Source organism: Kitasatospora sp. CB02891 (assembly GCF_002803145.1).
GTDB classification, from domain to species: Bacteria; Actinomycetota; Actinomycetes; order Streptomycetales; family Streptomycetaceae; genus Kitasatospora; species Kitasatospora griseola.
The window spans coordinates 36,758-49,688 of the sequence record NZ_NNBO01000015.1 but is presented as its reverse complement, the minus strand read 5'-3'; the positions used below and the strand labels follow the sequence as shown (position 1 = coordinate 49,688).

Annotated in this window: 11 protein-coding genes and 1 pseudogene; 3 read left to right on the top strand and 9 right to left on the bottom strand. The window is 73.3% G+C overall.

All coding sequences use genetic code 11. The annotated features are described in order from the left end of the window. Positions 1 to 139: 139 nt before the first annotated feature. The 4 genes from CG736_RS28045 to CG736_RS39035 all read right to left on the bottom strand — a co-directional run bounded on the left by CG736_RS28045 (position 140) and on the right by CG736_RS39035 (position 4,601). Complete coding sequence (locus CG736_RS28045; protein WP_100588952.1) at positions 140 to 1,984, bottom strand: BTAD domain-containing putative transcriptional regulator; 1,845 nt, start codon at positions 1,982 to 1,984, stop codon at positions 140 to 142. A gap of 55 nt (positions 1,985 to 2,039) precedes the next feature. Next, positions 2,040 to 2,234: a hypothetical protein gene (locus CG736_RS28040; protein WP_100588951.1), complete on the bottom strand. Its 195-nt coding sequence runs from the start codon at positions 2,232 to 2,234 to the stop codon at positions 2,040 to 2,042. A gap of 166 nt (positions 2,235 to 2,400) precedes the next feature. After that, the gene (locus tag CG736_RS28035) at positions 2,401 to 2,637 is read right to left on the bottom strand and encodes a hypothetical protein (protein ID WP_100588950.1); all 237 of its coding nucleotides are present in this window, start codon (positions 2,635 to 2,637) and stop codon (positions 2,401 to 2,403) included. Between the two features lie 263 nt (positions 2,638 to 2,900). Next, on the bottom strand, positions 2,901 to 4,601 hold the full coding sequence (locus tag CG736_RS39035; protein ID WP_369880607.1) for a glycosyl hydrolase family 18 protein: 1,701 nt from the start codon (positions 4,599 to 4,601) through the stop codon (positions 2,901 to 2,903). A gap of 229 nt (positions 4,602 to 4,830) precedes the next feature. Between CG736_RS39035 and CG736_RS28025 the strand changes: the two are divergent. Together CG736_RS28025 and CG736_RS38065 are read left to right on the top strand one after the other, a co-directional pair. Continuing rightward, positions 4,831 to 5,502, top strand: a pseudogene (locus CG736_RS28025) (phosphotransferase); the annotation flags it as partial. A gap of 155 nt (positions 5,503 to 5,657) precedes the next feature. After that, a complete protein-coding gene (locus CG736_RS38065; RefSeq protein ID WP_232734234.1) occupies positions 5,658 to 5,813 on the top strand; it encodes a hypothetical protein in 156 nt (51 codons plus the stop codon). A gap of 7 nt (positions 5,814 to 5,820) precedes the next feature. On the opposite strand, the gene CG736_RS28020 is transcribed toward CG736_RS38065, so the two are convergent. Beyond that, positions 5,821 to 7,044, bottom strand: a complete 1,224-nt coding sequence (locus CG736_RS28020) for an LCP family protein (RefSeq protein WP_100588949.1) — start codon at positions 7,042 to 7,044, stop codon at positions 5,821 to 5,823. Positions 7,045 to 7,100: 56 nt separating this feature from the next. Next, entirely contained in the window at positions 7,101 to 7,640 is a 540-nt protein-coding gene (locus CG736_RS28015) for a SigE family RNA polymerase sigma factor (protein WP_043915519.1), read from the bottom strand. A gap of 123 nt (positions 7,641 to 7,763) precedes the next feature. On the opposite strand from CG736_RS28015, the gene CG736_RS28010 reads away from it, so the two are divergent. After that, a complete protein-coding gene (locus CG736_RS28010) occupies positions 7,764 to 8,360 on the top strand; it encodes a GNAT family N-acetyltransferase (protein WP_232734233.1) in 597 nt (198 codons plus the stop codon). A gap of 93 nt (positions 8,361 to 8,453) precedes the next feature. On the opposite strand, the gene CG736_RS28005 is transcribed toward CG736_RS28010, so the two are convergent. From CG736_RS28005 to CG736_RS27995, 3 genes are all read right to left on the bottom strand, one after another. After that, the gene (locus CG736_RS28005; protein WP_100588948.1) at positions 8,454 to 9,623 is read right to left on the bottom strand and encodes a S8 family serine peptidase; all 1,170 of its coding nucleotides are present in this window, start codon (positions 9,621 to 9,623) and stop codon (positions 8,454 to 8,456) included. A 113-nt stretch (positions 9,624 to 9,736) separates the two neighbouring features. Beyond that, positions 9,737 to 12,136 (bottom strand): glycoside hydrolase family 65 protein, encoded by a 2,400-nt coding sequence (locus CG736_RS28000; protein ID WP_100588947.1) that lies wholly within the window; start codon positions 12,134 to 12,136, stop codon positions 9,737 to 9,739. Further along, positions 12,133 to 12,879: an HAD family phosphatase gene (locus CG736_RS27995; RefSeq protein WP_100588946.1), complete on the bottom strand. Its 747-nt coding sequence runs from the start codon at positions 12,877 to 12,879 to the stop codon at positions 12,133 to 12,135. Before CG736_RS27995 ends, CG736_RS28000 begins: the two co-directional genes overlap by 4 nt. Positions 12,880 to 12,931 lie beyond the last annotated feature (52 nt).

Here is a 12,931-nt window from a genome sequence, read left to right as displayed (position 1 = left end):
ATCAGCGCCAGTAAGGTCTACATCTTTTCCTGAGCTTACTGACACAGGGCAACCACACCTTGACCCCAAGATTCCACAAACATGTCAGGACAACGGCGGCCCGGACACGACCCGCGGAGCGTTCCGACCGGGCCCGCTCTCAGGCTGTCACCGCCAGTTGACCGACGGTCAGCTCGGTCGGCGGTCCGCTCCCGTCCGACGGCTCCGGCAGCAGCCGCGAGCAGTCCCGCACCAGGCTGTGGAACGAGAACAGCGCCGCCGCCTCCTGCCGGATCAGGTTGTTCTCGTACAGCGCGTCGAGGCAGCCCTCCACCTCGTCCGCGCTCAGCCCCGTCACCGCCGCCGCCCGGTCCACGTCGAACGACCCGGCGGGCTGACGGCTCATCAACAGGCTGAACCGCTGCTGCGCCCGGTCCAGGTACTGGTAGGACGCCCGCAGCAGCGCCATCAGGTCGCGGTCCGCGGTGCGCAGGCAGCGGGCCCGCCGCTCCGGATCGGCCAGCCGGTCCACCAGGTCCGCCACCGACCACGCCGGCCGGTCCCGCAGCCGGGTCGCGGCGATCCGGATCGCCAGCGGCAGGTAGCCGCACAGCGCCGCCGCCTCCGCCGCCCGGACCGGCTCCCGCGCCACCCGGCGCTCCCCGGCCACCCGGGCGAGCAGCTCCACCGCGTCGCCCGGCGGCAGAACGTCCAGCGGCAGCGCCACCGATCCGTCCAGCGCGCTCAGCTTGCGCCGGCTGGTCACCAGCACCAGGGTCTCCCCGGCGCCGGGCAGCAGCGGGCGCACCTGGGCGCTGGTCGCCGCGTCGTCCAGCACCAGCAGGCAGCGCCGGCCCGCCAGCCGGGAGCGCCACAGCGCGGAGCGCTCCTCCAGCGAGGCCGGGATCCGCTCCGGGCCCAGGCCGTCGGCGCGCAGCAGCGCGGCCAGCGCCTGGCTCGGCGGCACCGGCGGCCGGGACTCGTCGAAGCCGTCCAGGGCGGCGAAGAACTGGCCGTCCGGGAAGTCGGCGGTCACCCGGTGCGCCACCCGCACCGCGAGCGTGGTCTTGCCGACGCCGCCCATGCCGTCGATCGCCAGCATCAGCGGGGCTCCCGCCGCCCGGCGGGCCACCGCCTCCTGGAGCAGCGCCAGTTCGGCGCTGCGGCCGGTGAAGTCGGTCAGGTCGTGCGGCAGGCAGTTGGGCCGCTGCCCGGGCGCGGGGTCCTCCGCGGCCGCCGGGCGGGCCGGCGGCCGCTCCGGCGCGTCGTGCACGCCGGGCGCGTCCGCGAGGATCTCCGAGTGCAGGGCCCGCAGTTGGGGGCTCGGCTCCAGGCCGAGTTCGTCCGCCAGGAACCGGCGGCCCTCGTCGTACACCGCCAGCGCGTGCGCCTGCCGGCCGCTGCGGCACAGCGCCGTCATCAGGCTCCGCCGCAGCGAGTCGCGCAGCGGGTACTCGGCCAGCAGCGCGGTCAACTCGCCCACCAGCGAGGAAGTCTCACCGACCTTCAGGCGCAGTGCCATCAGGTCCTCCAGCGCGGTCAGCCGCTGTTCGTTCAGCTTCACCGCCGCGCTGGTCACCGCCGGGCAGTGGATGCCCGCGAAGGCGTCGCCGCGCCACAGGTCCACCGCGGCCTGCAGCAGCCGGATCGCCTCCGGGAACCGCCCGTCCCGTTCGGCGGCCCGGGCCTCCCGGACCTTGCGGGTGAACCGGTGCGCGTCCACCGCGTCCTCCGGCACCGCGAGCCGGTACCCGACGTCCACCGTCACCAGTCGGTGCTCGCCCGCGGCCAGCACCCGTCTCAGGTCGCGGATCGCGTTGTGCACCTGCGGTCTGGCCGACGGCGGCGGGTCCTCCCACAGCTCGTCCACCAGGAAGTCCATCGGCACCACCCGGCCGGCGTTCAGGAGCAGCAGCGCCAGGAGTCTCTGCTGCCGCATGCCCCGGACGTCCACCAGGACGCCGCCCTGACGCGTCTCCAGCGCGCCCAGGACCAGGTATTCCATCGTCTTCACCCCCGTGAGTGCGATCGGTCGGATGTGCGGTCGTCGTGCGTGGGGCTCAGCCGCCCCAGGTGACGTCGCCGTTCGGGGAGACGACCGGGCTCGGAGTGGCCGTCGCGACCGGCACGACCTGGCCGGCGCCGGTGCCGTCGGCGACATTTCCGGAGTATTCCACCGACGCCGCGGAAAAGGCCAGTGCGGCAATTGCGGCGACCGAGAGAGCGACCAACTTGGAGACGCGGGTGACCAGCACGGAAATTCTCCTCGAAAGTGGTGGAATTTCCCCGGGATTGCTTTCCCGGGGTTTCGGTCGGCGTCCTCGCCGCTGCCGACACCACTACTGTGCTCCACCTGCGCCACCGTGGGAACAGCGGGCGGCTGGACGGAACATGCACTGTCCTAAGCCGTCCACGCGGCGGCTACTCGAAGCCCCACCAGGGCCCGGGAACCAGTGCGGCGCCTACCGCCAGCACGCCCCAGCCGGCCAGTGCGGGTTCCTCGTCCACGGCCCGCCGGACCAGCCGGGCCGCCCGCTCCTCCGCCTCCAGCAGGGTGGCCGCCAGGCTGAACACCCCCACCGTGACCTCGCCGGATCCGGCCGGGTGGACGCTCACGTGCTCCAGCGCGTCCAGGTCCTCCGCGTGGGAACGGATCAATTCCGCCAGGTCGGGAGGAGAGCTTCGACCGACCGGCGAGCGTAGTCGCGCATGCACCAGATACATACTCCTATCTTCGGCCCCGCCACTAGGTGCTCGAACAATTTCGCGCTGGTCGATTCATGCCATGTCATAAACCGACCAGGCCCGGCATCGGGCGAATTCGGGCACAACGACGGCAGGGCCCCGGGAGCGACCTGCGCCCCCGGGGCCCTGCCCGGTTCACTGTCCACAGCCCTGTGGACAGGCGTCACGGTGGTGCGTCAGCGGCCCTGCAGCGCCTTGACGTTGTCGCCGAAGCTCCAGCCCTTCGAGCCGTCCCAGTTGATCGACCAGTCCATCAGGCCCTTCAGCTGGCCGTTGAAGGCGCTCCAGGACTGGCTGACCAGGCTGGGCGCCATGTAGCCGCCGCCCGCGCCGGGCTGGGCCGGCAGGCCCGGGACCTGCTTGTCGTACGGGACCTTGATGGTGGTGCCCTGGATGTTCAGGCCGTTGTTCAGGCAGGTGGTCTGGGCGGTGAAGCCCTGGACGGTGCCGGCCGAGTAGGAGTCGCCGGAGCAGCCGTACATCGAGCCGTTGTAGTACTGCATGTTCAGCCACCACAGCCGGCCGTTGTCGACGTACTTCTTGATGATCGGCAGGTAGGAGCCCCAGATCGAGCCGTAGGTGACGCTGCCGCCGGTCACATACGCGGTCTCCGGGGCCATCGTCAGGCCGAAGCCGGCCGGCATCTGGGCCAGCACGCCGTCGATGATGCGGATCAGGTTGGACTGCGAGGGGGACAGCGTGCCGATGCTGCCGCTGCCGGACAGGCCGGTCTCGATGTCGATGTCGATGCCGTCGAAGTTGTACTTCTTCAGGATCGGCACGACGGTCGCCACGAACCGGTCGGCCACCGCGCTGGAGCTCAGGTCGATGCCCGCGGCGGCGCCGCCGATCGACATCAGGATGGTCGCGCCGGCCGCCTTGGCCTGGCACATCTCGGCCGGGGTGGAGACCTTGACGCCGCTGTCCATGCCGTCCTGCCACAGCACGGTGCCGTCCGACAGGATCACCGGGAACGCGGCGTTGATGACGTTGTAGCCGTGCTGCGCCATCCGGCTGTCCGTGATCGGGGTCCACCCCATGCCCGGGTGCACGCCGTTGGACGCGCCGTCCCAGTTCTCCCAGTAGCCCTGCAGGACCTTGCCGGCCGGCTTGGGCTTGGTCGGGCAGGTCGCGTCACCCGAGGTCGAGCTGGACGACGGGCTGGCCGAGGCGCTGCCCGAGGGGCTCGACGAGGCGCTGCCGGACGGGCTGCTCGACGGGCTGGCAGAGGCGCTGCCCGACGGGCTCGACGACGGGCTGCCGGACGGGCTGGTGCTCGGCGACGGGCTGCTGCCGCCGGGGCCGGAGAGCGTGAAGTCGTCCGCGTAGTAGGCGGGCTGCCCGTACCAGCCGTGCACCCAGATGGTGACGGAGGTGGTGCTCGCGCCGGTGGTGAAGCCGACGCTGAGCTGACCGTACGAGGCGTTGCCGGCCGTCCAGGTGGACGGGGAGGTGGTCAGCCCGGTGCCGGTGGCGCCCAGGTAGACGTAGCTGCCCTGGACGTACGCGCTCAGCGTGTACTGGGAGTTGGGCTGCACGCTGATGGTCTGGCTGCACTGGGCGGTGTCCTGGCCGCTCGGGGTGGCCTGGAGCGCGGAGCTGCCGGAGTGGACGGGGCTGCCGACGACCGTGGCGCCGGAACAGGTCCAGCCGGAAAGGCCGTTCTCGAAGCCGGAGTTGGCCACCAGGTTGGTGGTGTCGGCGGCGGCCGTGACCGAGCCGGCCACGGCGAGGCCGGCGCCGACCACGGCGGCCGCGCACACCCCGGCGAGGGAGCGCTTGAGAACGCTCGGGCCGGGTTCGGGCCGCATCACCTGCACTGCGCGTTCCACGCCCGCCTGTTGCGGGCGTGACGTGCGCGGGCTCCGACGGAACATGTGGTGCTCCCTTCCCGCCGAGCGCCATGGGCATGGGTGTGGCCATGCTGCGTGGGGGCGTGACGCCCGGCTCTGGGTGAGGTGGGGGACATGTGGGGCTGTGCCGACCGGATCGTAAAAGCGCTGGCAGAGCCCGTCAATAGGTCTGGACCAAAGGCAAGGGTGGTCTGGACCATCGGCGAGGGACGGCCGGCTCGCCGGGCCGCGCGGCCCCGAAGTCCCGCCCCACGTGGGCAGGGTGGACACTGACCTGGGCGCCCACCCGGCGCCCCGACGCGCCGCACCCAGCCGGTCGCGGCCCGCACGCCGAGTGGAACGGGCCCGAGACGTGGACTGCCGAGAACCCGCCGGACTGCTGGCCGAGGCCTGCGCCGCCGCCGGCCGCCCGAGCGCCGGCGCCCGGCTGATCCGGGCCGGTGAGAACACCCTGTGGCGACTGCCCGGCAGGGTCGTCGCCCGGATCGGCCGGACCGGCCAGGGCGCCGTCGCCGCCCGCGAGTTGACCGTCGCCGGGTGGCTGCGCGAGCACCGCGTCCCGGCCGTGCGCCCGCTCGACGAACCGCCCGGCCCGGTCCTGGTCCGCGGCCGCCCCGTCACCTTCTGGCACGAACTGCCCCCGCACCGGCACGCCACCGCCCCCGAACTGGCCGCGGCCCTCCGCCGGCTGCACCGACTGCCGCCGCCCGCCGCCGAACTGGGCGCCATCGACCCGTTCGTCCGGCTCCCCGCCCGGATCGACGGCGCCGCCACCCTCGACGCCCCGCAGCGCGCCTGGCTGCACGGCCGACTCGCCGAACTCCGCACCGCCTGGGCCGAACTCGGCGCCAGGACCGCACCGCCCACCGTGGTGCACGGCGACGCCTGGGGCGGCAACCTCGCCGTCACCGCCACCGCCGCCCACCTGCTGGACTTCGAACGCACCGCCCTCGGCCCGCCCGCCTGGGACCTCGCCTCCACCGCCGTCGCCCACGACACCTCGGCACCCTCGCAGCCCCCGGCTACGCCGCCTTCTGCGCCGCCTACGGCGCGGACGTCACCGAGTGGCCCGGCTACCCCGTGCTCCGCGCCGTCCGCGAACTGCGGGTCGCCTGCTACGCGTTGCAGCAGGCCGCCGCCGACCCGGCCCGGCACACCGCCCAGGCCCACTACCGAGTGGCCTGTCTGCGCGGCGAACACGGGCCCCGGCCCTGGCGGTGGACGGCCATCGCCTGATGCAGCGTCAGTCCACGCAGGGCACCCCGTCCAGCTTCACCGGCGCCTGCCCGGCGTTCCCGGAGTACACCTCCCCGGTCTCCGCGGAGGTGCTCGACGGGACCGGCGCCACCGGCCCGTTGCCCAGCAGGATCTGCTTGGCCGCCCCGTCCGCGGTGCGCACGCGATTCCCCTCGAACGCGATCGGCAGCGTCGACGCGGTGCCCCGGCCGGCCGCCAGCGCCGGCACCTGGCGGACGAAGTCCACCGGGCTCCACCCCTTGTCGGTCACCAACTGGTCGGAGAACGCGCCGTAGAGCGCCGACAGCTTCGCCGGATCCGTCAGCACCCCGCCGGTGCGCAGCTTCGTCAGCACCCCCGCCAGGAGCGCCTGGGCCCGGGTGGTCCGCTGCACGTCCGAGCCGTCGCCGATGCCGTGCCGCTGCCGGACGAACGCCAGCGCCTGCGCCGGGCCCACCTCCTGCTTCCCGGCGGGCAGCCGGATCCCGCTCCAGGCGTCCTTCACCGCCTCGTTCAGGCAGACCGGCACTCCGCCGAGGGCCTCCACCGCCCGGACGAAGCCGGCCATCGAGATCTCGGCGAAGTGGTCCACCGGCAGCTCCGCGAGCCGCTCCACGGCCGTGATCAGCGCGGCCCGCCCGGCCTCCCGGGCGCGCCGGCGCAGCTCGTCCTCGGGCAGGTTCTGCCCGCGCAGCCGGTCCAGCTCGGCAGCCTCCGCCTTCGGGTACACCCCGTTGACCGGGCCGTCCCAGCTGCGGCCGTCCGGCGCCCACAGATCCCGGGGGATCGACAGCTGCCGGACCTCACCGCCGTCCGGCGGGATGTGCACCAGGATCAGCGTGTCGGGCATGTCCTGGTGGCGCAGCAACGGATCGGTGGGCACCGGCCCGCCCAGCGCGTCGATGCCGGGCCCCAGCCCCATCAGCAGGATCGTCACGCCCTTCGCCGCCGGCTGTGCGTGCGGCGGCGATGTCGAATCGGCCATGTCGATCGCATTCGACCGCGTCCCCGGCACCCCGTGGGGCACCGTCAGCATCCCCGCCCCGACCGCCACCGCCGCGGTCAGCGCACTCGCCGCCAGCACCGCCCGCCGGCGGGCCCGCCTGCGCCGCCGACCGATCGCCAACCCGCCGTCCACCAGCCGCGCCGTCACCTCCGGCCCCGGACCGCCCCCCGCCTGCCCGAAGGCCGCCTCCAACTGCACCTCGAACTCCCCGTCCCCGCCGTTCACTCCACCACTCCCTCGACCGAGCTCCCCGTACTCCCCGTGCTCCCCGTGCTCCGCACTCACCGCGCCACCAGCTCCGCCAGTTCCCCGCCCAGCAAGGTCCGCAACTTGGCCAGCGCCCTCGAAGACCGGGTGCGCACTGCCGCCGAACTGTCCTTCACCATGGCCGCGGTCTCCTCCACGCTGCGGTCCTCCCAGTACCGCAGCACCACCACCGCCCGGTCCCGCGGCGGCAGTTGACCCAGCGCGTCGACCAGCGCCAGCCGCAGGGCCGAGTCCGGCGACTGCGCGGCCACCTCCGGCAGCACCTCGCTCGGCCGCTCGCTGCTGCTGCGCCGCCGCTGATGCGTCAGGTACGCCCGCACCAGCACGGTCTGCGCGTACCCGGCCGGATTGTCGATCCGCCCCGCCCAGCCCGGCCGGTGCAGCCGGTGCCACTGGGTGTACATCTGACCGAGCGTCTCCTGCACCAGATCCTCGGACAGGTGCGAGTCACCGCCGGTGAGGAAGTACGCCGAGCGGTAGAGCTGCCCGGACCGGGCCGTCGCGAACGCGACGAACTCCTCCTCCAGGGCCGCCCGCCGTCGAGCTGTGGCCACGTTTCCTCTCCCTCCGCCGAGTCCGCCCTATGACGACCCGGCACGGCCAGGATGTTTCATCCAGCCCCCGAAAAGATTCCTGTCCGGTAGCGGACAGCTCCCGGAGCCCCGCCCGCTGGAAGGATGGAACAGCCCCACCGTTCGTCCCCCGCACTGGAGTTCGCCATGGCCATCACCCACGATCCACTCACCGGCAGACTCGTCCGGCTCAGAGAACTCCGCGAGAGCGACCTCCCCCGACTCACCGCCTGGTGGCGCGAGCCCGGCCTCGCCATCCAGCAGGTCACCGGCCCCGTCCACCCCCAGCCGGACGGCCGCCTCGCCGACATGTTCCGCGCCTGGAGCCAGAACACCGGCACCGACCTCGGCCTCTCCGTCGAAACCCTCGACTCCGAGGACCTGGCCGGCCACGTCACACTCTACGGCGCCACCCCCAAGGACCGCTGCGCCACCCTCGCCATCATCATCGGCCCGCCCCACCAGGACCGCGGCCTCGGCACCGACGTCCTGCGCACCACCATCCGCTACGGCTTCGAGGAGCTCGGCCTCCACCGCATCGAACTCACCGTCAACGGCTACAACACCCGCGCCCTCGCCGCCTACCGCCGCGCCGGCTTCACCGAGGAGGGCCGCCGCCGCGAGGCCGTCTTCCGCGCGGGCAGCTGGCACGACCAGGTCCAGATGGGCGTGCTCAGCACGGAGTGGCGCGAGGACGTGTAGCCGGCTGAGGGGCACGAGAACAGGGAGAGCACACCCGGGCGCCCCCACGCGCCCCTGAGGGTGCTCTCCCCGACTTCGCCACCGGTCGCCCGGCTAGCGCTGGAACGCCCCCACCCCGTTCGGGGTGCCCAGCCCGGTGGGCCCGTCGTAGCCCGGGCCCGCCGTGCAGAGGTAGGCCGGGCGGCAGGTGGAGGTGGATCCGGTGACCACGTCGTTGAGCGCGGCCGGGTGGGCGTACGGGAAGCTCGCGGGGTTGCTGCCGGCGGGCGGGGCGCCCGCGAGGGCGTAGGTGGCGGTGATGATGGGGGCGGCCGCGGAGGTGCCGCCGTAGGTGTACCAGCCGGAGCCGCCGAAGCTCTGGTAGACGGCGACGCCGGTCTCGGGGTCGGCGACGGCGGCCACGTCGGCGACGGTGCGGCGGGTGCAGCCGGTGTCCTTCTGCCAGGTGGGCTTGGCGAGCCTGGCGGAGCAGCCGCTGCCGGTGCCTTCGGAGGAGGTGGTCGACCAGACGTTCTCGGTCCAGCCGCGCAGCGAGGCGTCGGTGCGGAGGGAGGTCCCGCCGACGGCCGTGACGCGCGGCGAGGAGGCCGGGAAGACCACGCCGTAGCCGCCGTCCCCGGAGGCGACGGCGATGGCCACCCCGGGGTGGTCGAAGTAACGGCTGTCGTACGTCGCGGAGTTGACGCTCTCGGGCCCGCCCCAGCTGATCGAGACGAACTTGGCGCCCAGCCCGACGGCGGTGTTGACGGCGGTGCCGAGGTCGGACATGCCGGCGCTGTCGGCCTCGACGAGGATCAGGTGGGCGCGCGGGGCGATCGCGGACACCATGGCGAGGTCGAGCGCCGTCTCGCCGGCCCACGCGCTGTCCGTGCGCGGGAGGCGGCTGCCGCCGCGCTGGTCGGTCTTGCGGAAGCAGCCGCTGTCGGTGGTGCAGGACGGCAGGCCGTAGTGGCTGCGGTAGACGCCGAGGTCGGCCTCGGCGTTCGGGTCGTCGTAGGCGTCGACGACGGCGATGGTGGCGCCCGCGCCGCCGTCGGCGGGCAGCCCGTACGCGTCGAGCAGGTCGGCGGGGCCGTAGCCGCCCTGGTCGGAGGCCGGCCTGACGACCCGCAGGGCGTTGCAGGCGGCGGTGTCGGCGGTGGTGGGGCGGGCGCAGCTGCGCACCCAGTGGGCGGCGTGGTGGTGGGTGTCGGCGTGCGTGGGGGCGGCGGCGGTGAGGGTGGTGAGCAGGGCTGCGGCGGTGGTGAGGGCGAAGGTGCGCACGGACGGGCCTCCGGTCGGGACGGCGGACCGGTGGCGCGCGTGGAGCTCCCTGCACGACCGGTCACGGTTCGTACCGGGAGTGTTGACGCGGAGTCAGCGATTTATGCGTCCGGTCACTCGGCCGGTAGATGGTCGACGCCGCCGACCTGGACGCCGGCCTGGCTGTGCCGGCGGGCCGGTTCGCGGCCGGGCGGCTGGCCGGGCCGATCCGCGGGGGCGCTGATCTTCGCGGTGGGTCGGCTGACGGACTTGCCGACCTCGACGCGCAGCGGCACCCCGTCGTGCAGGATCGTCAGCACGCTGCCGCGGCGCAGCGTGTAGGTGGTGGCGGCGTGGGTGATGTCGACCCGCAGCAGGTGCTCGTGCACGGACATCGAGAAGCACAGCCGTTGCAGTCCGGCGGGCAGCCGGGGCCGGAACGCGAGCTGTTCGCCCGCGTCGCGCAGGCCGCCGAAGCCGGTCACCAGGGCGATGCAGGCGCCGGCCAGCGAGGCCATGTGCAGACCGTCGCGGGTGTTGCCGCCGAGGTCGTGCAGGTCCATCAGGGCGGCTTCGGCGGTGTAGTCGTAGGCCAGGTCGAGCTGACCGACCTCGGCGGCGATCACGGCCTGGGTGCAGGCGGACAGCGAGGAGTCGCGGACCGTCAGGCGCTCGTAGTAGGCGAAGTTGCGGGCCTTCTGCTCGGGGGTGAAGAGGTCGCCGCGGACCTGCATGGCGAGCACCAGGTCGGCCTGCTTGACGACCTGCTTCCGGTACAGGTCGAAGTACGGGTAGTGCAGCAGCAGCGGGTACTTCTCGGGCGGGGTGGCCTCGAAGTCCCACATCTGGTGGTCGGTGAAGCCGTCCGCCTGCGGGTGCACGCCGAGCTGCTCGTCGTACGGGATGAACATCTTGTCGGCGGCGTCGCGCCAGGCGGCGGCCTCCTCGGTGTCCACCCCGAGCAGCGACGCCTCGTGCAGGTACGTCAGCGCGGTGTCGGCCGCGTTCCACAGGTTCGACTGCGCCATCACGTTGGTGTAGACGTTGTTGTCGGCGACCGCGCTGTACTCGTCGGGGCCGGTGACGCCCTCGATCCGGAAGTTGCCCTTGGCATCGTGGTGGCCGAGCGAACGCCACATCCGGGCGGTCTCCACCAGCAGCTCCAGGCCGTGCGTGCGCTCGAACTCGGTGTCGCCGGTGGCCCGCACGTAGCGGACCACCGCGGCCGCGATGTCCGCGCCGATGTGGAACGCGGCCGTGCCGGCCGGCCAGTACCCGGAGCACTCCTCGCCGCGGATCGTCCGCCACGGGAACACCGCGCCCGCCAGGCCGAGTTGGGCCGCTCGCTCGCGGGCCATCGGCAGCGTGGTGTGCCGCCAGCGCAGCGCCTGCTTGACCGCCTCCGGCAGGCAGTAGGTCAGCACCGGCAGCACGAAGGTCTCGGTGTCCCAGAACGAGTGCCCGTCGTAGCCCGGCCCGGTCAACCCCTTGGCGGGGATGGCCCGTTCCTCACTGCGGGCGCCCGCCTGAAGGACGTGGAACAGCGCGAACCGGACGGCCTGCTGGAGTTCGACGTCACCCTCGATCTCGACGTCGTTGTCGCCCCAGAACCTGCCGAGGAACTCCTTCTGCTCGGCCACCAGCCCGTCCCAGCCGGTGTAGCGGGCGGCGGTCAGCGCCGCCTCCACCTGGTCGCGGACGGCGGGCAGCGACCGGGTCGCCGACCAGCCGTACGCCACGAACTTCACCATTCGGAGCTTCTGGCCGGACTTCAGCACCGTGGTGACGGTGAGCCGGGCCTGGTCGTCCGAGGCCTCGGCGGCGGTGTCGATCCGCTCCGGACCGTCGATCACGTGGTCGATCCCCGCGGCGACCCGCAGCCCCGAGAAGCGGGTGCGGTGCACCAGCACTCCCTTCGTGCCCTCCGCGTGCCGCAGCTCCGACGCCAACGGCGCCTCCAGCACGGCCGCGGCCCGCGGATCGCCGTCCCCGCCGCCCGGCAGCTGCTCGTTGGCGACCAGCTCCGACTGCAGCACGATCCGCACCGGGCCGTCCACGGCCTCCACGGTGTAGTCGATCGCGCACACCGCCCGCTGGGTCAGCGACACCATCCGCCGGGAGCTGACCCGCACCGTCCGCCCGGCCGGCGAGGTCCACTCGGCCTCCCGGCGCAGGATGCCGTCCCGGAAGTCCAGGCTGCGCCGGTGGCTGCGCAGCTCGCCGTACCGCAGGTCGAACGGCTCGTCGTCGACCAGCAGCCGGATCAGCTTGCCGTTGGTGACGTTGATGACGCTCTGCCCGGACTCCGGGAAGCCGTAGCCGCTCTCCGCGTACGGCAGCGGACGCAGCTCGAACACGCCGTTCAGGTACGTGCCGGGCAGGCCGTGCGGCTCGCCCTCGTCCAGGTTGCCGCGCAGCCCGATGTGGCCGTTGGACAGCGCGAACACCGACTCCGCGCGGGCCTGCCCGGGCAGGTCCAGCCCGTGCTCGCTGATCCCCCACGGATCGACCGTGAACGCCTCGGACGGGCTCATCCGCGCTCCCCGAGCAGCTCCGACAGGTCGTCGACCACCAGGTCCGCGCCGTGCTCCCGCAACGCCGCGGCCTGCCCGGTGCGGTTCACCCCGACCACCGTGCCGAACCCGCCGGCCCGGCCCGCCGCGACGCCCGCCAGCGCGTCCTCGAACACCGCCGCGTGCTCCGGGGCCACCCCCAGCTGCTCCGCCGCGGCCAGGAAGGTGTCCGGCGCGGGCTTGCCCGCCAGGTGGTCACGGGCCGCGGTGATCCCGTCCACCACCACGTCGAACATCCCGTCGATCCCGGCGGCCCTCAGCACGTCCCGACAGTTCGCACTGGACGAGACCACCGCCCGCGGCAGCCCCAGCTCCCGCAGCCGCTGCAGGTACGCCACCGACCCCCGGTACGGCTGCACGCCCTGTTCGCGGATCATCCGCAGCACGGTGTCGTTCTTCGCCGCCGACAGCCCGTTCACCGTCCGCGACCCCGGCGGGTCCTGCGAGGCGCCCTCCGGCAGCTCGATGCCGCGCGAGGCCAGGAACTGCCGGGTGCCGTCCAACCGCGGCCGGCCGTCCACGTACCGGTCGTAGTCCTCGACCGGGTCGAACGCGACGAACGGAGCGCCGGTGCGCTCCGCCTCCGACCGCAGGAAAGCGTCGAACATGTCCTTCCACGCGGCCGCGTGCACCTTCGCGGTCTGGGTCAGCACCCCGTCCAGGTCGAACAGGAAGGCGTTGATGTGGTCCGGAAGTCCCAACATGCAGCCAGTCTCACCCGTCGCCGCCGCTCCATGCCGGTCATCGCCCGAAACG

Bases quoted from the DNA above. Each gene is read 5' to 3' on its own strand.
- CG736_RS28045 (WP_100588952.1), bottom strand. From the start codon at position 1,984: ATGGAATACCTGGTCCTGGGCGCGCTGGAGACGCGTCAGGGCGGCGTC.
- CG736_RS39035 (WP_369880607.1), bottom strand. From the start codon at position 4,601: ATGTTCCGTCGGAGCCCGCGCACGTCACGCCCGCAACAGGCGGGCGTG.
- CG736_RS28010 (WP_232734233.1), top strand. From the start codon at position 7,764: ATGGAACAGCCCCACCGTTCGTCCCCCGCACTGGAGTTCGCCATGGCC.
- CG736_RS28000 (WP_100588947.1), bottom strand. From the start codon at position 12,136: ATGAGCCCGTCCGAGGCGTTCACGGTCGATCCGTGGGGGATCAGCGAG.
- CG736_RS27995 (WP_100588946.1), bottom strand. From the start codon at position 12,879: ATGTTGGGACTTCCGGACCACATCAACGCCTTCCTGTTCGACCTGGAC.